We start from the raw sequence: 18,099 nt of genomic DNA on the forward strand, positions 1-18,099 counted from the left end.
TTTTGCCTGCACAAAACACTCGCCCACAAAAAAGCCCCGCTTTTAAGGGCGGGGCTTTTTAGCTGAGAAGCTACAAGTTAGATAACTTGTACTTCTTCAGCTTGCATGCCTTTCTGACCGCGAGTAGCGATGAAAGAAACCTGTTGGCCTTCTTTCAGGCTTTTGAAGCCGTCGGACTGGATAGCTTTGAAGTGAACGAACAGGTCGTCACCGGATTGTGGGGTGATGAAGCCGAAGCCTTTTTCATCGTTGAACCACTTAACGGTACCGGTTTGGCGATTAGACATGGTGTAACTCCTTGAACAAAGATAACTGCGACTCAGGAAGAACCCTGGCCGAGACTGAGTGCAAAGAGCAGGAAAAATTCTTGTAGACGGTTGGATCGAAATTCAACATATCGTGTAGAGATTCTCAGTGACACAAGCAGCACAGTGGCGCCACCTTAACTGTTTTTCCGGAACGTGCCAATGCTTCTGCTCAAGGTTTCTCCGTTTTAAGGATCGGCGGTGTGACGGTTCGTCGCCAAGCCCCGTAGTTCCTGCATGATCGGCGAGATTTGCAGCCCGGACTTTGAACCCGGCGGCGCGCCCGGTAAGATGCCGGACAGATTTTTCCACCTCGCTATTCAGGACACCCGCCATGAGCATCAAATCGGACAAGTGGATTCGCCGCATGGCGCAGGAACACGGCATGATCGAGCCGTTCGTCGAGCGTCAGGTACGCGGCAGCGACGACAGCCGTGTGATCTCCTACGGTGTGTCGAGCTACGGCTACGATGTGCGTTGCACCAATCATTTCAAGGTCTTCACCAACATCAATTCGGCCATCGTCGACCCGAAAAACTTCGACGCCGGCAGCTTTGTCGATGTCCACAGCGATGTGTGCATCATCCCGCCGAACTCCTTCGCCCTGGCCACGACCGTCGAATACTTCCGTATTCCGCGCAATGTCCTGACCATCTGCCTGGGCAAGAGCACCTATGCGCGTTGCGGCATCATCGTCAACGTCACCCCGCTCGAGCCTGAGTGGGAAGGCCAGGTGACCCTGGAATTCTCCAACACCACCAACCTGCCGGCGAAGATCTATGCCAACGAAGGCGTGGCACAGATGCTCTTCCTGGAATCCGACGAGGAATGTGAAGTGTCCTACAAGGACCGTGCCGGCAAGTACCAGGGCCAGCGTGGCGTGACCCTGCCGCGCACCTGATCCGTCCATCCGGCAATTACCGGGAATTCTTCGGCGGGTAAACACTCTATGGTGTGTACTGCCCGTTCCGCGAACAGCGGGGCGGGCCTTCGCCGAAGGAGTGCCCCATGAAGATCGATCCGCAAATCACTGCCGAACTGGCACGGCTTGAGCCCAATCAGGTTGGCGTATTGGCCTGGTCCTTGTTGGCACACCCACCGGTCAGCATGGCCGGCGGGATTCCCGGTCAGCCCGATCCCGATACCCCCAACGAGCAGCCGACCGAACCGGGCGAGCCAACCCTGCCGGACGAGCCGCCACCCGCGCCCGTCGCCTGATCGGCTGTCGAACGTATGGCCAGTCGGTTGAAGCCCGAAAAGGACTTCAACTGACTGGCCATATTTCGTTATCGCCGATGACAAAAATCCTGCAACTGTCGTCCCTGTCCACCTGATAGCCCCCGGTAAACGCCCCGAACGCCGGGAGCAGGCTGATGTCCTCGCCGAGGCGGAAACAGGCCAGGCGCAGGCTCTGCCGAGCCTTGCCGTTCAGGCGATAGACCGGATGCACGTGGCCGGCCAGCACATGCCGCTCCGGATGGGGGTCCGGTTCGTGTTGCAGGGCGAACGGCCCGAGCAGCAGCGGCTCCGGCACCACGCGGATATTCAAGGTTGCGGGTGGATCGCCCGCGCGCTTGTCGTGGTTGCCGCGAATCAGGGTCATCGGCAGATCGACATGTCGCGCCCGCCATTGCTCCAGAGCGTCCAGAGTGCCGGGGTTGTGGGAGCCGGGGCCATGCAGGAAGTCGCCGAGGAAGATCAGTTGCCGGCACGCCAGCGTCTCCAGCAAACCGTCGAGCCGCGCCATATTGCTCGCCGTGGTGCCCTGCGGAACCGGCTGGCCGAGGCGGCGATAGGCGGCCGCTTTGCCGAAATGCACGTCGGCGATCAACAAGGCCTGTTGCGCAGGCCAGTACAGGGCTTTCTCCGGCAGGAGCCAGAGTTCTTCGCCCGCCAGGCGCACGGGGTAGGGCGCGCTCATCAGGATTTACCCGCGTCGGCGCTTTTCTCCAGGTCACCGACCATGCGCCTGATACGGTCGGCGAGTTTTTCCGAACTCATGCTTTCGCGCATGCGTTCCACCAGCAGCGGAAACCCCAGTGGTGTGGGACGTTTAATCAGATGCATGTCCAGCTTCATCCGGTTGATCCGCTCCAGCGTCTGTTCCAGTCGACGGATATCCAGCTCGTCCCGCAGGACTTCTTCCCCGGCCTGGGCCAGCAACAGGTTGTCGGCGTCATATTGCTTGAACACTTCGAAGAACAGACCGCTGGAGGCCTGGACCTGGCGGGTGCTTTTCGGCGCGCCGGGGTAGCCGCTGAACACCAGGCCGGCGATCCGCGCGATTTCACGAAAGCGCCGCAAGGCCAGTTCTCCGGCGTTGAGGCTGGCGAGCACGTCCATTAATAGTCGCTCGGGGCTGAGCAGCGCGGCATCGAGTTGCTGCGACCAATCGACCGGCGTGGCACTGAGCAGCTCAAGGCCGTAGTCGTTGACCGCAATCGAGAAGGTCAGTGGCTGGCGCTGGCTGATCCGCCAGGCCAGCAGGCTCGCCAGCCCCAGATGCACCTGGCGCCCGGCAAACGGGTAGAGAAACAGGTGCCAGCCTTCGCGGGACTTCAACACCTCCACCAGCAGGCTGTCGGCGCCGGGCAGGCCGGACCAGCGCGCCTGGGTTTCCAGCAATGGGCGCAGGGCGTGCATTTCCGGGCCGGCGAACTCACCCTGGGCCGCCGCGCTGAAACGCCTGACCACCGCTTCGGCCAGTTCGTTGGAAAGCGGCATGCGTCCGCCGTTCCAGCGCGGCACAGCGGCTTTCTTCGCGGTGCTGCGCTTGACGTAGGCGGTCATGTTTTCCACCCGCACCAGTTCCAGCTGGCGTCCGGCGAACAGGAAGCCGTCACCGGGTTTGAGGCGGGCGATAAAACCTTCCTCGACGCTGCCCAATTGCTTGCCGCCGCCACCCTTGCTCCAGAACTTCAGATGAATGCTGGCGTCGCTGACGATGGTGCCGATGCTCATCCGGTGCCGGCGTGCCAATCGCGCGTCGGGCACACGCCAGACACCGTGTTCGTCCGGTTCGACCCGGCGGTAATCTGGATACGCGGTCAGAGACATCCCGCCGTGACGTACGAAAGCCAGCGCCCAGGCCCAATCCGCCGGAGTCAGATCACGATATGCCCAGGCGCCACGGACTTCTTCGTACAGCTCATCGGGTACAAATCCGCCGCCCAGCGCCATGCTCACCAGATGTTGCACCAGCACATCCAGTGGTTTTTGCGGCGACAGACGCGGTTCGATCCGCCGTTGCGCCACGGCATCCCGGGCCGCCGCTGCTTCGATCAGCTCCAGGCTGTGAGTCGGCACCAGCGTCACCCGCGAGGTGCGGCCGGGGGCATGGCCGGAACGCCCGGCGCGTTGCATCAACCGGGCGACACCCTTGGCCGAGCCGATTTGCAGCACTCGCTCCACTGGCAGGAAATCCACGCCCAGGTCCAGGCTCGAGGTGCAGACGACGGCCTTGAGCTGGCCATTCTTCAACGCCTGCTCGACCCAGTCGCGGGTTTCGCGGGACAGTGAACTGTGATGCAGAGCGATCAACCCGGCCCAGTCCGGTCGCGCCTCCAGCAACGCCTGATACCAGATTTCCGACTGCGCCCGGGTGTTGGTGAACACCAGGCTGCTGGCGCAGGCGTCCAGCTCGGCGACCACCTGCGGCAACATCTTCAGACCGATGTGTCCCGCCCAGGGAAAACGCTCGATGGCCGGTGGGAGCAGGGTGTCGACCTTCAGCGATTTTTCGTTCTGGCCCTGAATACTTACGCCACCACCCTGTGGGATCAGCACCTGTTCGGCGTGGGATTGATTGCCGAGGGTCGCGGACACTCCCCAGACGATCAACTGCGGATGCCAGCGACGCAGGCGGGCGAGGGCCAGTTGCAGTTGCACGCCGCGTTTGTTGCCGAGCAATTCGTGCCATTCATCGACCACCACCATGCGCAACGTCGATAACGCGGAGTGAGCGTCGGCGCGAGCGAGCATCAGGGTCAGGCTTTCCGGAGTGGTGATCAGCGTGGTGGGCAGGCGCCGGTTCTGCCGGGCGCGCTTGCTGCTGCCGGTGTCACCGGTGCGCAGGCCGACGCTCCAGGGGATGTGCAGGTCGTCCAGCGGCGCTTGCAGGGCGCGGGCGGTATCGGCGGCCAAGGCTCGCATCGGAGTGATCCACAGCACGGTCAGCGGTTCGGCCGGGGTCTTGCGCTTGCGTGTGGATTCAACGGGAGGCGAGGGGCAGGCGAAGCGATTGAGCGCGCCGAACCACACTGCATAGGTTTTGCCGGCGCCGGTGCTGGCGTGGAGCAGCCCCGACTCGCCGCGTTTGACCGCTGCCCACACGTGTTTCTGGAAGACGAACGGCTTCCAGTCGCGGGCGCTGAACCAGAGTCTGGCGAAGTCGGTAGAGGTGCCCATGCCGGCCGTTTGCGCTCCGAAGGTGTTCCTTCAGTGACCGCGCGGCGGCAGGACAAGTTTAATTTTCGATGGGCAATTGCATGTGGGAACGAGCAAGCCCGTTCCCACTGAGGCGGCGTCCGGTGTTACTTGAGGTTGCCGCTGAGGAATTGCTTCAGGCGTTCGCTTTTCGGATTGCCCAGCACATCCTCCGGCGCGCCTTCCTCCTCCACCAGGCCCTGGTGCAGAAACAACACCTGGCTCGACACCTTGCGGGCGAAGCTCATTTCGTGGGTCACCATGATCATGGTACGCCCCTCGTCGGCCAGGCCCTGAATCACTTTCAGTACTTCGCCCACCAGCTCCGGGTCCAGGGCCGAGGTCGGTTCGTCGAACAGCATGACTTCCGGCTCCATCGCCAGCGCACGGGCGATGGCCACCCGTTGCTGCTGACCACCGGAAAGAAATGCCGGGTACTGGTCGGCGACCCGCGCCGGCAGGCCGACCTTGTCCAGATAGCGCCGCGCACGCTCGTCGGCCTCGGCCTTGCTGCAACCCAGCACCCGGCGCGGGGCCATGGTGATGTTTTCCAGCACGGTCATGTGGCTCCACAGGTTGAAGTGCTGGAACACCATCGCCAGACGCGTGCGCAGGCGTTGCAGTTCATTCGGATCGGCGACGTGCATGCCGTGGCGGTCGGTGGCCATGCGGATCGGCTGGCCGTCGAGGCTCATGGCGCCGTCGTTGGGTTGTTCGAGAAAGTTGATGCAGCGCAAAAAGGTGCTTTTGCCCGAGCCGCTGGCGCCGATCAGGCTGATCACGTCGCCGGTCTTGGCCTTGAGCGAAACGCCTTTGAGCACCTGATGGTCGCCATAGCTTTTGTGCAGGCCTTCAACGGTCAGTTTGTACATGGGACAGGCATCCTCAAGGCGAAAGTAGGTAGCCGCTGCGATAGGCTTCGGCGCCCGCGACGTGGGCGATCACCATGCCAGCAGTGGCCATGCGCCGCAGCGAGCGGGCGTACATGAGACCGGCGGCGGTGCAGTGAACAGGGGTGACCCGATTGTTGATCGGATCGATGATTTCAGCGATCTGCTGCCCCGCTTCCAGGTACTGGCCGGGCGTAGCGGTGTACACCAGCAAGCCGCCGACCGGCGTGGCGACGGGTTCGACCCCGGCCAGTGGCGTGGCGGGAAAGGGCAGCGCCGGCAGCGGTTTCGCCTCGCCGACGATGGCGCCGAAGTGAACCAGATAATCGATCAGCGCCTGACAGTCGCGACTGGCAACCGGATGGCTGACGTCCCCCTGGCCGCGCAATTCCACGGTCACGGAAAAACTGCCGAGCGGGATCTCGAACTGTTCGCCGAAACGCTCCTTCAATTGCCACCACAGCAGAGTGAAGCATTCATCGAACGACTGGCCGCCGGAGTCGGTCGCCAGCAGGCTGGCCTGGGACTCGATGTAGCGCGCCAGTGGCTCGACCTGTGACCACGCCTCGGGCGTGGTGTAGAGGTGGGCCACGGCTTCGAAGTCGCAGTGCAGGTCCAGCACCATGTCCGCATCGCAGGCCAGCCGTTGTAGGATCAGGCGCTGGGATTGCAGTTGGGTGCTGGCGGTCTGGCGTTCGAGGGCGGCGCGCAGGCTGGCGCGGATCAGGTCGAGGTTGCGCTGCGGGTCATCGCCCAGTTTCGCCTCGATGTCGTTGCCGATTTCCTCGCTGAGGTCAACGAACCAGCGGTTGAAGTTCTGCCCGCTCTCCAGTTCGTAGCGGCCCAGCGGTACATCCATCAGCACCTGTTCGAGGCCGACCGGGTTGGCGACCGGCACCAGGACGATTTCGCTGCACAGGCGTCCGGCGGCTTCCAGCTCCGCCAGGCGTTGCTTGAGGTGCCAGGCCACGAGCATGCCGGGCAGTTCGTCGGCGTGCAGCGAAGACTGAATGTAGATCTTGCCCCTGGCCTTCTCGGGGCCGAAGTGGAAGCTGTGAATCTGTCGTGCGGTCCCCGGCAGCGGGGCCAGCAAGTCATGGATCTGGTGGCGCATTACAAAGGTGTCCTAGTGGGTCGGCCCGAGGAAGGCCAGCCATCGGCGTTCGGCGAGGCGGAACAGGCCGACCAGCGCGAAGGTGACGGTCAGGTAGATCAGCGCGGCGATGCCGAACGACTGGAAGGTCAGGAAGGTCGCGGAGTTGGCGTCCCGTGCGACTTTCAGGATGTCCGGGATGGTCGCGGTGAAGGCCACGGTGGTCGAGTGCAGCATCAGGATCACTTCGTTGCTGTAATAAGGCAACGAACGACGCAGCGCCGACGGCATGATCACGTAGGCATACAGCTTCCAGCCGGTCAGGCCATAGGCCTTGGCCGCTTCGACTTCGCCGTGGTGCATGCTGCGGATCGCCCCGGCGAAAATCTCCGTGGTGTAGGCGCAGGTGTTGAGGGCGAAGGCCAGGATCGTGCAGTTCATCGCATCGCGAAAGAAACTGTCGAGCATCGGCTGGGCGCGCACGGCGGCCAGGCTGTAGATCCCGGTGTAGCAGATCAGCAACTGGATGTAGAGCGGCGTGCCACGAAACAGGTAGGTGTAGAACTGCACCGGCCAGCGGATGTAGAAGTGCGGCGAGACGCGGGCGATCGACAGCGGGATCGACACGATGAAACCGAAGAAGATCGACGCGCAGAGCAGCCACATCGTCATCGCCAGGCCGGTGATGTTGTTACCGTCGGTATAAAGGAAGGCTTTCCAGTATTCCTGCAGGAGTTCGATCATCGGACGGCCTCCCGGGCACCGGCGGCGTAGCGGCGTTCGAGCCGGCGCAGAATGAAGTTGGAGGCACTGGTGATGAGCAAGTAGATCAACGCGGCGAGTACCAGGAAGTAGAACAGTTGATAGGTGCTTTTGCCGGCGTCCTGCGCGGCCTTGACCAGATCGGCGAGGCCGATGATCGATACCAGCGCAGTGGCCTTGAGCATCACCATCCAGTTGTTGCCGATGCCGGGCAGGGCGAAGCGCATCATTTGCGGGAACACCACGAAGCGAAAGCGCTGGCCGCGCTTGAGGCCATAGGCGGTGGCGGCTTCAACCTGGCCACGGGGCACCGCGAGGATCGCGCCACGGAAGGTTTCGGTGAAATACGCGCCGTAGATGAAACCCAGGGTCAGCACCCCGGCACTGAACGGGTCGATCTCGATGTATTCCCATTCCATGTAATCGGTGAGCGACGTCAGCCAGGTTTGCAGGCTGTAGAAGATCAGCAGCATCAGCACCAGGTCCGGCACCCCGCGAATCAGCGTGGTGTAGAGCTGGGCGGGCAGGCGCAGCACTTTGACTTTCGACAGTTTGGCACTGGCGCCGAGCAGGCCGAGCAACACGGCCACCAGCAGCGACAACGCCGATAATTTGATGGTCATCCAGGTGCCTTCCAGCAGCAACGGACCGAAGCCCTTGAGGCTGAAGGCGGAAAGCCCCAGATTTTGCAGGAGGTTTTCGAACATGAATTGCGCAACCTGATCGGATGAAAAAGGCGCCCATCGAAGGATGGGCGCCAGGGCATTATTTGCCGCTGTACAGATTCAGATCGCCAAAGTGTTTCTTCTGGATGGTGGCGTAGGTGCCATCATCGTGTAACGCTTTGATACCTTTATCCAAAAGCGCTTTCAGCTCAGTGTTACCTTTCTTAATACCGACAGCGGTTTTGGCGGGCAGCAAATGGTTGTCGACAGGCTTGCTGACGTCATAGTCGGCGCCCTGCGGCGACTTCAAAAAGCCCAGTTCGGCTTGCAGCATGTCCTGGATACCGGCATCGAGACGGCCGGAGGTCAGATCGGAGTACACCTGATCCTGGTTCTGATAGGCCTGGGTTTTCACCCCGGCCTTGTCCAGCACGGCCTTGGCGTAGGCTTCCTGAATGGTGCCTTGCTCGTAACCGACGGTTTTACCCTTCAGGGACGCGACGTCATCGGTGATGCCGGAGCCTTTTTTCGACACGTAGGCGGTCGGGCCGGAGAACAGTTCGCTGGAGAAGTCGATGACTTTTTCGCGAGCTTCGGTCACCGTCATCGACGAGATGACACCGTCGAATTTATTGGCTTTCAGGCCCGGAATCATGCCGTCGAAGTCACTTTCGACCCACTTGCACTTGACCTTCAACTCGGCGCAGATCGCGTTGCCCAGATCGATGTCGAAGCCCACCAGGCTGCCATCGGCCGCTTTCGACTCGAACGGTGCGTAGGAAGGGTCAACGCCAAAACGCAGCTCTTTGTATTCCTTGGCCAGCGCGGAGCCGGCGGCCATGCACAACGCCAGTGCAGAAAGGGTCAGCAATGCTTTTTTCATTATTCAATCCCTAAGAACCAATATGAGCGCTTGTGGCGCAGAATTATTGTTACTGGAACGCTTACGACTTATAGAAAGTAGCAATTTCCGAACCAGAGTCCCGAACAAGTGTTTTAAAAGGTGTAGGAAGGGAGGGTGCAGCGGGGCGAATGCACGAAAACGGGCATGAAGAAATCCATGCCCTGGAATGGCGCGTGACGCTCAGGCCAACAGGTCTTGCAAGGTCGCCAGACTGTCCGCTTCGTCGACGGTCTTGTCCTGGCGCCAGCGCAGCATGCGCGGGAAGCGCACGGCGATACCGCTTTTGTGGCGGCGGGAGAGGGCGATGCCTTCGAAGCCGAGTTCGAACACCAGGCTCGGTTTCACGCTGCTGACCGGGCCGAATTTTTCCACCGTGGTTTTGCGCACGATACTGTCGACCTCGCGCATTTCCGCGTCCGTCAGCCCTGAATAGGCCTTGGCGAACGGCACCAGCGCCCGCTGGCTGGATTCGGGCGGGCCGTCCCACACGGCGAAGGTGTAATCGCTGTACAGGCTGGCGCGCCGGCCGTGTCCACGCTGGGCGTAGATCAACACCGCGTCGACGCTGAACGGGTCGACCTTCCATTTCCACCACACGCCCATGTCCTTGGTGCGGCCCACACCGTATAAGGCATCCCGGGCCTTGAGCATCATGCCCTCGACGCCAAGGCGCCGTGACGCCTCGCGCTGGCGCGCCAGATCGAACCAGTCTTCACCGGTCAGCACGGGCGAGGGCAGCAGCACCGGATTGTTGCAGCGGACGATGACCTGCTCCAGTTGCGTGCGACGCCTGGCCTGGGGCTGGTTGCGCCAGTCTTCGCCCTGCCATTCCAGCAAGTCGTAGGCGAGTACCACCACCGGCACTTCTTCGAGGATCTTCTTGTCCAGAGTCTTGCGGCCGATGCGCTGCTGGAGCAGGGCGAACGGTTGCACCGCCGGTGGCGCTGACGATTGCGGGTCGAAGGCATCTTCGGTGCTCGGCCGGGCAGTTTTCCAGACCACGATTTCGCCGTCGATCACCGTGCCGTCGGGCAAACCGTGGACCAGACTGTCGAGTTCGGGAAAGCGTTCGGTCACTAGTTCTTCGCCCCGCGACCAGACCCACAGCCGTCCGTCGCGTTTGACCACTTGCGCGCGGATGCCATCCCACTTCCATTCCACCTGCCAGTGGCTGGCCGGTCCCAGCAAGGCTTCGAACTGCTCCACCGGCTGCGACAGTGCATGGGCGAGAAAGAACGGATAGGGCTGGCCACCGCGTTGGGCGTGTTCGTCGCTGGATTCGGGGGCGATCAGTTTCAGATAGCTGGCGGCGTCCGGGCGGTTCGACAGGTCGGTGTAACCCACCAGCCGCTGCGCCACGCGTTTGCTGTCGAGACCGGCCATGGACGCCAGGGCACGGGTCACCAGCAGCTTCGAGACGCCGACGCGGAAACTGCCGGTGATCAGTTTGATGCACAGCATCAGGCTCGGCCGGTCCAGTTGCGCCCAAAGCAGGGGTAACTGGCGGGAGAGGTAGTCCGGGGTTTCACCGCGCAGCGGTAGCAGTTTGTCTTCGATCCACTGCGCCAGGCCGGCTTCGGAAGTGTGTGGATTTTCCGGCAGCACCAGCGAGATGGTTTCCGCCAGGTCGCCCACCGCCTGATAACTTTCCTCGAATAGCCAGGGCGTCAACCCGGACACCTCCACGGCCAACTCCCGCAGGATTCGCACCGGCACCAATTGTCGTGGCCGCCCGCCCGACAGAAAGTACACCGCCCACGCGGCATCCTGCGGCGCAGCCTGGGCGAAATAGGCCTGCATGGCTGCGAGTTTGGCGTTGCTGGACGTGGTGGCGTCGAGTTCGGCGTACAACCCGGCGAAATCCTTCATGGTTGCACCTCGGCAATGGCCGGTTCGGCGGTGGTGTTGTCCTCTTCGTCGTCACCGTATTCGGTGTTGAAACCCTGGGCGTCGAGTCCGCGTTCGCGCAGATGCCGCACCAGTACGCCGATCGAGCCGTGGGTGACCATCACCCGTTCCGCGCCGGTCTGTTCGATGGCCCACAGCAGGCCGGGCCAGTCGGCGTGATCCGAGAGCACGAAGCCGCGATCCACGCCACGCCGCCGTCGCGTGCCACGCAAGCGCATCCAGCCACTGGCGAAGCTGTCGCTGTAGTCGCCGAAACGGCGCATCCAGCTGCTGCCACCGGCCGAGGGCGGGGCGATGATCAGCGCCTGGCGCAGCAGCGGGTCGTTCTTCTTCACGTCGCCGGCGTAGAGCGTCGGCGGCAGGTACACCCCGGCGTCGCGGTACACCCGGTTCAACGGCTCGACCGCACCGTGGCTGAGGATCGGGCCGAGGGTTTCGTCGATGCCGTGGAGAATCCGCTGGGCCTTGCCGAAGGAATAGCAGAACAGCACGCTGGCCTTGCCGAGCGCGATGTTCGCCTGCCACCACTGGTTGATCTCGGTGAACACCTGCGCCTGCGGCTGCCAGCGGTAGATCGGCAGGCCGAAGGTCGATTCGGTGATGAAGGTGTGGCAACGCACCGGTTCGAAAGGCGCGCAGGTGCCGTCGGGCTCGATTTTGTAGTCGCCGGAGGCGACCCAGACTTCGCCGCCGTATTCCAGGCGAATCTGGGCCGAGCCGAGCACATGCCCGGCCGGGTGGAAACTCAGGGTGACGCCGTGGTGAGTCAGGCGCTGGCCGTAGGGCAGGGTCTGCAGATTGATGTCCTGGCCCAGACGCGCGCGCAGAATCCCTTCGCTGGCGCTGCTGGCCAGGTAATGCCCGTTGCCGGTGCGGGCGTGATCGCCGTGGGCATGGGTGATGACCGAGCGCTCGACCGGTCGCCAGGGATCGATATAGAAATCCCCGGCGGGGCAGTACAAGCCTTCGGGGCGCGCGATAACAAGGTCCATGTCGTGACCCGGATGGAGGACTTGTTAGCTATGAGGCTGGCGCGGGTTGAGAAGTTCTATCGATTTTTTGGCGATCCCCTCTCCCGGAGAGAGAGGGGGCCGACCGCGGTGTCTGGCGTCATGCGTCGACCTGAAAAAAACCAGTCGATTATGGATTTTCAGGCCGACGGAGGGGGCTTTACTTGCCCGGTGTCAGGGTCAGACGGGTCTTGCCGTACACCCGGTCAAAGTTCTGCGGCTGCATCGGCAGGCCGGTGTATTGCCCCTTGAGCCAGGCATCGATCCCGTTGAGGTAGTTCGGGCTGGCCGGGTTGCCGGATTGCCCCGCACCGTTCTGCGCCATCAGCGGCTCGCTCTGGCCGAAGTCGACGATGAAGCGCATCGACGGCGCCCGCGTGGTGTTGAAGTCCTGGCCCCAGGCAAACGCAGCGGCGTTGAGCGTGGTGTGGTCGCCGCCGGCCGCGAGCGGGCCGCGCACGGTCTGGCCGCTGGCGTTTTTCCACTCATAGCGATGCAGCTTGCCCCACTGCCAGGCCCGGTGATCGCCGCCCAACTGACTGTCGCCGGCGCTGATCGCGGCGGCCAGGCTGCGGGCGAGGATCGCCGGTTTGTCTTCTTTCTGCGGGGTGCGGACGTCGTCCCAGAACGGACTGTCCTCGCGGCCGAGCAAGTGATCGGCTTGCGCCGCGTAGGACAAGTCACCGTTGGCGATAAAGGCTTTCCACGCCGGACTGCTCTGCGGGCCGAGTTCGTCGAGGAAGATCTGCTTCATGCTTTCTTGCAGGAACAATTCGTAGATCGCCGCATCGGCGGAGGTCGGGCTGAGCTTGCCGTCGAACGCCATCAAACGGGTGTACGCCTCGCGCGCCTTGCTGCGTTCGGCGTCCGGAAGGGCTTCGATGGCTTGTTTCAACGGCTGCGCCATGCCCGGCGCTTCGAACATCTTTTTCAGCTTGGCGGCGAAGGTGGTGGTCTGGTCGTACTGCATGGCGATCACGCTGCGGCTGTCATGCTTGCCGGCGCCGGCCAGTTCGGCCAGGCGTTCGCCACGCTCCGGCGCCGCCCAGGAGTTGGACAGTTGCATGCCATAGCCGTGGGGAATGACCCGCTGGTTGGCGGTGCCGAGCCAGCCCTGGGCCGGATCCTGATCGTAGGGGTGGAGCATCGGGTCAGCGTAGCCGTCCCAGTCGTAGCGACCCTCCCAGCCCGGCGACGGCAGCAGGCCCTCGCCTTCACGGCGGTTGGGGAAGCGCCCGGTGACTTGCCAGCCGATGTTGCTGGCGTCGGCAAACACCAGGTTCAACGCGATGGCGCGGATTTCCCGACTGGCGTCCGACGCGCGCTCAACGTTCTGCGCGCGGCTCAGGTCGAAGAACGCGTCGAGGGATTTGTCGTCGGTGAAACTCGGGGTCTGCAAGGCCAGACCGAAACCGGCGCCCTGAGCCGCAGCCTGGGCGCTGTTGAGCAGCGCACCGTGACGGGTTTCGTACACCGCTTCGCGAATCGGCCGCTGGCCTTTGACGAAATAGGTTTCGTTGCGCACACCCAGCGGTTGCCATTTGCCGTTGACCTCGTAGGTCAGGCTGCTGCCCTGGCGGCGGATTTTTTCCAGGAACAGGTCCTGGTTGTCGCCGAGCACACTGGTCAGGCTCCACGCCACTTTGCCGTTGAAACCGCCCAGCACCATCGGCAGACCGGCCACGGTCACGCCGGCGGCCTGATATTTCGGCGCACGGATCTGCACGAAACTCCACAGCGACGGCGCGGCCAGCGGGCCATGGCTGTCGCTGGCCAGCAGGCTCTTGCCACTGCGGCTGCGCTGCGGGGCGATCGCCCAGTTGTTCGACGACGGGGTGCCGAGCAGGTTCAGCGCCGCCAGTTGTTCGCTGGCATTGTTCAGTTCGCTCAGGCCGGGGATCTGTCCGTTGAGCTTGATGCCTTGCAGCTTGTCGGCTTCGGCCAGCGGCAGGTTTTCGTCAGGCGCCGACGGCGTCAGCCAGGCGAGTTTGTCGGTGGTGACGGTCTGCGCCAGTACCAGCGAAGCGATTTCTTCCGGCAGGTTGGCCGACTGGCTGAAGTTCAGCAGGCAGAAAATCAGCGCCGAATCTTCCGGCTTCCAGTATTCAGGCTTGTAACCGCTGCTGGCGAGATCCCCCGGCAGCTTGTCGGCGTAGCGGAACAGGTAGGCGTTGACGCCCCGCGCATAGACCTCGAAGAAACGCTTGAGGCGTGGCGACGACGCCTTGTACAGCTCGTCGGCGCTTTTCTTCAGATTGACCGCGCGCATGTAGCGGTCGGCATCGAGCATCGACGCGCCGGACATTTCCGCCAGCCGCCCCTGGGCCAGCAGGCGCAGGGTGACCATCTGATTGATGCGGTCGCTGGCGTGGACGTAACCGAGGGCGAACAGCGCATCGTGGAAGCTGTTGCTCTCGATTAGCGGCATGCCCATGGCATTGCGGCGTACCGAAACGTTCTGCGCCAGGCCCTTGAGCGGCTGTACACCGGAGGTGGGCGGCAGAGAATCCTGAGCGTTCCAGGTCTGGCAACCGGCCAGACTCAGGACACCGGCCACTGCTGCGGCAACGCCGAACCGGGGAAGAAAATGTGTGAGGGCTGGCGAGGCCATGGCAAAGCTCCTGCGGGGGTGTAGAGGCTGGGGGCGCAATAAAGGCGCTACGTTAGTGAGCGGGCGTTGGCCGCGCAAGCGGGGCGCGCGGTTATTTCTGGATATGTCGATGAATGTGCACGGAATGCTCGATGAGCATGTGCTGACGGGTTGCACGGGTGAAGGCGGGGATGTTGAAGTGCGCAAGCCTTCAACCACTCAAGAGAACAATTGCCATGGAGCTTCAGGCCAACGCCGCGCTGATCATCATCGACCAGCAGAAAGGCATCCTTCATCCCCGACTGGGGCGGCGGAACAATCCGCAGGCCGAGCTGCGCATCCTTGATCTGCTGGGGGCCTGGCGGCGCAGCGGGCGGCCGGTGATTCAGGTGCAGCATTTGTCGCGCTCGCCGGAATCGGTGTTTTGGCCGGAGCAATCCGGGGTGGAGTTTCAGGAGCGGTTTTTCCCGCTGGACGGCGAGTGGCTGATCCAGAAGCAGGTGCCGGATGCGTTTTGCGCCACGGGACTGGAGGCGAAGCTGCGCGAGGCGGATATCGCTCAGTTGGTCATCGTCGGCGTGGCGACCCACAATTCGGTGGAGTCCACGGCGCGTACGGCAGGGAATCTGGGGTTCGAGGCCTGGGTGGCGGAAGATGCGTGTTTTACCTTCGACAAGGCTGACTATTTCGGCACTGCGCATTCAGCAGAAGAGGTACACGCCATGTCGCTGGGGAACCTGCACGGGGAATATGCGACGGTGACGGGGAGTCGCGAGATTCTGGCGGCGGTCTGACACGTCGAGGCTGCATGGGCTGAAGCCTTCGCGGGCAAGCCTGCTCCCACAACGGCAACTTGATCCAATGTGGGAGCGGGCTTGCCCGCGAAGGTGATCCGACTGGCGTGGAGCTTTCTACGCCTGGCGCATCAAGCGCCGTGGCACTTCTTGAATTTCTTGCCGTTGCCGCATGGGCACGGGTCGTTGCGGCCGACGTCTTTCAAGGCGTTGCGCACCGGTTCCTGGTGGGCATGGCCGCAGTTCGGGCCGTGGACATGGCCATGGTCGTGATCATGGTGGTGATGGTCATGATCGTGGTTGCAGTCAGGGCCATGGACATGAGGTTGCTGGGTCATCGGGGTCACTCCGGAATTAAATCGGCGGGGATTATCACGCCATTGCGCGCCAGATGCACGTAGTGAGCGATGAATAAACCGGTTTCCATCTCGCCTTCCAGCCGATAGGGAATGCTCTGCTCGGGTTTTTTCAGCAGCTTGACCACCTCTTTGACTTTCGGCCACAGGTTGGTGCGGATCGGCACGTTGTAGAAAGCGCTGCGTCTGGCCCCGACGGTGATCCAGTGTTCGTGCTCGCCCTCGGCCAGTAGCATGCCGCCCAGATGCACGCGGTAATCCAGGCCGCGCACGGTCAGCTCGCTGTCGTTGGGGTTGTCGATGCGAAAGTGCAGGATGAACTTCTGTTCGAGCAATTTGGCCCGCACGACTTCGACTTTCACCAGATGCACGGCGGGATCGGGCAAGTCATCGCTGAACCAGGAGGCGCAGCCGCCGAGGCTCAGGACCAGCATCAGAATCAAGGATTGGAATATGCGCCTGCGACCGACCATGGTTTTGCTCCCTTTGACGCCAGTCTAGTCGCTAAACGGTCACAACCTTCGGCCCCCTCCTAGGCGCCGAAATATCCCGCACAGCATTTCTTGAACTTCTGGCCGCTGGCGCATGGGCAGGCGTCGTTGCGGCCCAGCTTCATCTGCAAGGTCGGGTCGATGAAGTACCAGCGGCCGCTGTTCTGCACGAACGACGAGCGCTCGCGGTGGCTGTGTTCGCCCTGGCTGTCATGCCAGCGCGCGGTGAAGGTGACGAAGGCGTGTTCTGGCTGGCCGCCGAGGACTTCCGAGCTTTCGACATCAAGGCCCAGCCAGGTGCTCTGCGCGCTCCAGGCGCCGATCGACTGGCGATCCAGGCCCGCTTGCTGGGCGGGCAGGGTGGTTGCCACCAGATAATCGATCAGGCCCAGCACATAAGCGCTGTAGCGCGAACGCATCAACGCTTCGGCGCAGGGGGACGGGTGGCCGGCGTGATAGTGGCCGCAGCAGGCCTCCAGCAGATTGCCGCTGCCGCACGGGCAAATGGCTGTACTCATTGCATTACCACCAGTATTTCCCGAAATTTTCCGGATTGGCCCAGAACCGCGAGTTGAGCCAGTCGGGGACTTGTTTGTATTCAAGCAGATCGTAGGTGAACAGGGTCAGCACCTGCTCGTCCCGCTGAAAGCGCTCGCTGGCTTGCAGGGCCAGGGAGTAGAAATCCGTCTCCTGCCAGCCGCTGGCCGACAGATCCGTCAACACCGCGATGCGGCTGGCGTTGAGGTTGCGGATCCCGCCGAGCAGATTCAGGCCGTCGCGCTTGGGCAAATGCTCCAGGCAATCGACCACCAGCGCCAGGTCGAAACGTCGTGCCGCCAGCTCGGCGGGCAGGGCGCCAGGCGCCGCGTGGGCCACGCAGGTGTCCGGGTGCGCCTGCCTGAAAGCGGCCAGCGCCGGGAACTCGCTGGCGCCGATCAGCAGCAGGCGCGCCGGGGCGTAGCGATCGAGCAACGCGGCCAGGGCCTGTTGCGGCGTGCGTGAAGATAGGGCGACGTTCATCGAAACTCCTCAAATCAGATCGCCAAGACTAGCCTGCCCAATCGTTCGAGCCTAGAGCGGGTTTGCGGCAAAAGCGCCGAAGTCCTGTGAACACGGTCGCAAACACCGCTGGCCTATTGCTGGCGGAGATTAAAACTCCGGTCTTTACTCCCTGAATCGGTTCTAAGCCGATCCCTCAGGAGAAAACTAGATGAGCATAGTTCGGACAGCATTACCCTTGGTTCTGCTAACCAGTGTGTTGACTGGTTGCGCAGGTTTGCAGAAAACCGACTGGCCGACCTGTGCGGCAGTCGGCGGCGTTGTCGGTGCGGGTCTCGGGGCGACCGAGAGTTCGTCGTGGGCCGGCTACGGCGCGTTGTTGGTCGGTGGTACGGCGGCAGCCTATTGCTGGGTTCACGGTGATGGCGACGAGGACGGCGACGGTGTGCCGGACAGTCGCGACAAGTGCCCGCACACGCCTAAAGGCGTTCAGGTCGATGCCGACGGCTGCCCTCCACCAGCCCCTGCGCCAGTGGTAGAAGAAGCTGTAGTGGTCAAGGAAGAAACCATCGTCATCCGCGATGTTCACTTCCAGTTCGACAAGGCGGCGCTGACTGCTTCCGACAAACAGGTGCTCGACAAGGTCGCCACGCGCCTGAAACAAGAGTCTTCCACCGCGCAACTGACCGTGACCGGCCACACCGACAGCGTGGGCAGCGATGCCTACAACAAGAAACTGTCGGATCGTCGCGCACATTCGGTGGTGGAATACCTGATCCAGCAAGGTGTGCCTCGTTCCAGCTTCGTTTCGGTGACCGGTGCCGGGGAAAGCCAGCCAGTGGCGGATAACAAAACCGCCGATGGCCGCGCGCAGAACCGTCGCACGGAAATCAAAATCGTCCGCTAG

The 18,099-nt window shown here is 62.6% G+C and carries 19 protein-coding genes; 4 read left to right on the forward strand and 15 right to left on the reverse strand.

Annotated elements, in window-relative coordinates:
- Nucleotides 1-77: 77 nt before the first annotated feature.
- A complete protein-coding gene (locus tag N8H74_RS15005; RefSeq protein ID WP_002554837.1) occupies nucleotides 78-287 on the reverse strand; it encodes a cold-shock protein in 210 nt (69 codons plus the stop codon).
- A 352-nt stretch (nucleotides 288-639) separates the two neighbouring features.
- On the opposite strand from N8H74_RS15005, the gene dcd reads away from it, so the two are divergent.
- Together dcd and N8H74_RS15015 are read left to right on the forward strand one after the other, a co-directional pair.
- Entirely contained in the window at nucleotides 640-1,206 is a 567-nt protein-coding gene (gene dcd, locus N8H74_RS15010; protein ID WP_007954988.1) for a dCTP deaminase, read from the forward strand.
- Nucleotides 1,207-1,313: 107 nt separating this feature from the next.
- On the forward strand, nucleotides 1,314-1,523 hold the full coding sequence (locus N8H74_RS15015) for a hypothetical protein (RefSeq protein ID WP_262148468.1): 210 nt from the start codon (nucleotides 1,314-1,316) through the stop codon (nucleotides 1,521-1,523).
- 46 nt (nucleotides 1,524-1,569) lie between these two features.
- On the opposite strand, the gene pdeM is transcribed toward N8H74_RS15015, so the two are convergent.
- The 10 genes from pdeM to N8H74_RS15065 all read right to left on the reverse strand — a co-directional run bounded on the left by pdeM (nucleotide 1,570) and on the right by N8H74_RS15065 (nucleotide 14,573).
- Complete coding sequence (gene pdeM / locus N8H74_RS15020; RefSeq protein ID WP_262148469.1) at nucleotides 1,570-2,226, reverse strand: ligase-associated DNA damage response endonuclease PdeM; 657 nt, start codon at nucleotides 2,224-2,226, stop codon at nucleotides 1,570-1,572.
- Nucleotides 2,226-4,712: a ligase-associated DNA damage response DEXH box helicase gene (locus tag N8H74_RS15025; protein WP_262148471.1), complete on the reverse strand. Its 2,487-nt coding sequence runs from the start codon at nucleotides 4,710-4,712 to the stop codon at nucleotides 2,226-2,228. Before N8H74_RS15025 ends, pdeM begins: the two co-directional genes overlap by 1 nt.
- Nucleotides 4,713-4,837: 125 nt before the next feature.
- Complete coding sequence (locus N8H74_RS15030) at nucleotides 4,838-5,602, reverse strand: ATP-binding cassette domain-containing protein (protein WP_217832550.1); 765 nt, start codon at nucleotides 5,600-5,602, stop codon at nucleotides 4,838-4,840.
- Between the two features lie 13 nt (nucleotides 5,603-5,615).
- A complete protein-coding gene (locus N8H74_RS15035; RefSeq protein WP_217832549.1) occupies nucleotides 5,616-6,734 on the reverse strand; it encodes a succinylglutamate desuccinylase/aspartoacylase family protein in 1,119 nt (372 codons plus the stop codon).
- Between the two features lie 12 nt (nucleotides 6,735-6,746).
- Nucleotides 6,747-7,457, reverse strand: coding sequence for an ABC transporter permease (locus tag N8H74_RS15040; protein WP_262148474.1), 711 nt, complete (start codon nucleotides 7,455-7,457; stop codon nucleotides 6,747-6,749).
- A complete protein-coding gene (locus N8H74_RS15045) occupies nucleotides 7,454-8,182 on the reverse strand; it encodes an ABC transporter permease (RefSeq protein ID WP_262148476.1) in 729 nt (242 codons plus the stop codon). The genes N8H74_RS15040 and N8H74_RS15045 overlap by 4 nt, the downstream gene beginning before the upstream one ends.
- Nucleotides 8,183-8,240: 58 nt before the next feature.
- The gene (locus tag N8H74_RS15050; RefSeq protein ID WP_217832546.1) at nucleotides 8,241-9,023 is read right to left on the reverse strand and encodes a transporter substrate-binding domain-containing protein; all 783 of its coding nucleotides are present in this window, start codon (nucleotides 9,021-9,023) and stop codon (nucleotides 8,241-8,243) included.
- 201 nt (nucleotides 9,024-9,224) lie between these two features.
- Nucleotides 9,225-10,913, reverse strand: coding sequence for an ATP-dependent DNA ligase (locus N8H74_RS15055; RefSeq protein WP_262148479.1), 1,689 nt, complete (start codon nucleotides 10,911-10,913; stop codon nucleotides 9,225-9,227).
- Complete coding sequence (locus tag N8H74_RS15060; protein WP_262148481.1) at nucleotides 10,910-11,944, reverse strand: ligase-associated DNA damage response exonuclease; 1,035 nt, start codon at nucleotides 11,942-11,944, stop codon at nucleotides 10,910-10,912. The genes N8H74_RS15055 and N8H74_RS15060 overlap by 4 nt, the downstream gene beginning before the upstream one ends.
- Nucleotides 11,945-12,122: 178 nt before the next feature.
- Nucleotides 12,123-14,573, reverse strand: a complete 2,451-nt coding sequence (locus N8H74_RS15065) for a penicillin acylase family protein (RefSeq protein WP_262148482.1) — start codon at nucleotides 14,571-14,573, stop codon at nucleotides 12,123-12,125.
- A gap of 215 nt (nucleotides 14,574-14,788) precedes the next feature.
- On the opposite strand from N8H74_RS15065, the gene N8H74_RS15070 reads away from it, so the two are divergent.
- Entirely contained in the window at nucleotides 14,789-15,346 is a 558-nt protein-coding gene (locus N8H74_RS15070) for a cysteine hydrolase family protein (protein ID WP_217832542.1), read from the forward strand.
- 131 nt (nucleotides 15,347-15,477) lie between these two features.
- Here N8H74_RS15070 and N8H74_RS15075 read toward each other — a convergent pair whose 3' ends face one another.
- From N8H74_RS15075 to N8H74_RS15090, 4 genes are read right to left on the reverse strand one after another with little or no spacing between them, the layout of a single operon-like run.
- Nucleotides 15,478-15,684, reverse strand: a complete 207-nt coding sequence (locus tag N8H74_RS15075) for an SEC-C metal-binding domain-containing protein (RefSeq protein ID WP_007955014.1) — start codon at nucleotides 15,682-15,684, stop codon at nucleotides 15,478-15,480.
- A gap of 5 nt (nucleotides 15,685-15,689) precedes the next feature.
- A complete protein-coding gene (locus N8H74_RS15080) occupies nucleotides 15,690-16,175 on the reverse strand; it encodes an LEA type 2 family protein (RefSeq protein ID WP_262148485.1) in 486 nt (161 codons plus the stop codon).
- Nucleotides 16,176-16,234: 59 nt separating this feature from the next.
- Nucleotides 16,235-16,711, reverse strand: coding sequence for a YchJ family protein (locus N8H74_RS15085; protein WP_262148487.1), 477 nt, complete (start codon nucleotides 16,709-16,711; stop codon nucleotides 16,235-16,237).
- Nucleotides 16,712-16,715: 4 nt separating this feature from the next.
- Entirely contained in the window at nucleotides 16,716-17,213 is a 498-nt protein-coding gene (locus N8H74_RS15090) for a DUF6231 family protein (protein WP_262148489.1), read from the reverse strand.
- A gap of 190 nt (nucleotides 17,214-17,403) precedes the next feature.
- On the opposite strand from N8H74_RS15090, the gene N8H74_RS15095 reads away from it, so the two are divergent.
- Complete coding sequence (locus N8H74_RS15095; protein ID WP_217832537.1) at nucleotides 17,404-18,099, forward strand: OmpA family protein; 696 nt, start codon at nucleotides 17,404-17,406, stop codon at nucleotides 18,097-18,099.

Origin of the sequence: Pseudomonas sp. B2M1-30, from assembly GCF_025447575.1 — a bacterium.
Classification (GTDB): domain Bacteria; phylum Pseudomonadota; class Gammaproteobacteria; order Pseudomonadales; family Pseudomonadaceae; genus Aquipseudomonas; species Aquipseudomonas botevensis.

Coding starts and splice junctions, on each gene's coding strand:
- pdeM (WP_262148469.1), bottom strand. CDS start 2,226: ATGAGCGCGCCCTACCCCGTGCGCCTGGCGGGCGAAGAACTCTGGCTC.
- N8H74_RS15095 (WP_217832537.1), top strand. CDS start 17,404: ATGAGCATAGTTCGGACAGCATTACCCTTGGTTCTGCTAACCAGTGTG.
- N8H74_RS15040 (WP_262148474.1), bottom strand. CDS start 7,457: ATGATCGAACTCCTGCAGGAATACTGGAAAGCCTTCCTTTATACCGAC.
- N8H74_RS15090 (WP_262148489.1), bottom strand. CDS start 17,213: ATGAACGTCGCCCTATCTTCACGCACGCCGCAACAGGCCCTGGCCGCG.
- N8H74_RS15035 (WP_217832549.1), bottom strand. CDS start 6,734: ATGCGCCACCAGATCCATGACTTGCTGGCCCCGCTGCCGGGGACCGCA.
- N8H74_RS15030 (WP_217832550.1), bottom strand. CDS start 5,602: ATGTACAAACTGACCGTTGAAGGCCTGCACAAAAGCTATGGCGACCAT.
- N8H74_RS15045 (WP_262148476.1), bottom strand. CDS start 8,182: ATGTTCGAAAACCTCCTGCAAAATCTGGGGCTTTCCGCCTTCAGCCTC.
- dcd (WP_007954988.1), top strand. CDS start 640: ATGAGCATCAAATCGGACAAGTGGATTCGCCGCATGGCGCAGGAACAC.
- N8H74_RS15015 (WP_262148468.1), top strand. CDS start 1,314: ATGAAGATCGATCCGCAAATCACTGCCGAACTGGCACGGCTTGAGCCC.
- N8H74_RS15060 (WP_262148481.1), bottom strand. CDS start 11,944: ATGGACCTTGTTATCGCGCGCCCCGAAGGCTTGTACTGCCCCGCCGGG.
- N8H74_RS15050 (WP_217832546.1), bottom strand. CDS start 9,023: ATGAAAAAAGCATTGCTGACCCTTTCTGCACTGGCGTTGTGCATGGCC.
- N8H74_RS15085 (WP_262148487.1), bottom strand. CDS start 16,711: ATGAGTACAGCCATTTGCCCGTGCGGCAGCGGCAATCTGCTGGAGGCC.
- N8H74_RS15055 (WP_262148479.1), bottom strand. CDS start 10,913: ATGAAGGATTTCGCCGGGTTGTACGCCGAACTCGACGCCACCACGTCC.
- N8H74_RS15075 (WP_007955014.1), bottom strand. CDS start 15,684: ATGACCCAGCAACCTCATGTCCATGGCCCTGACTGCAACCACGATCAT.
- N8H74_RS15080 (WP_262148485.1), bottom strand. CDS start 16,175: ATGGTCGGTCGCAGGCGCATATTCCAATCCTTGATTCTGATGCTGGTC.
- N8H74_RS15025 (WP_262148471.1), bottom strand. CDS start 4,712: ATGGGCACCTCTACCGACTTCGCCAGACTCTGGTTCAGCGCCCGCGAC.
- N8H74_RS15005 (WP_002554837.1), bottom strand. CDS start 287: ATGTCTAATCGCCAAACCGGTACCGTTAAGTGGTTCAACGATGAAAAA.
- N8H74_RS15070 (WP_217832542.1), top strand. CDS start 14,789: ATGGAGCTTCAGGCCAACGCCGCGCTGATCATCATCGACCAGCAGAAA.
- N8H74_RS15065 (WP_262148482.1), bottom strand. CDS start 14,573: ATGGCCTCGCCAGCCCTCACACATTTTCTTCCCCGGTTCGGCGTTGCC.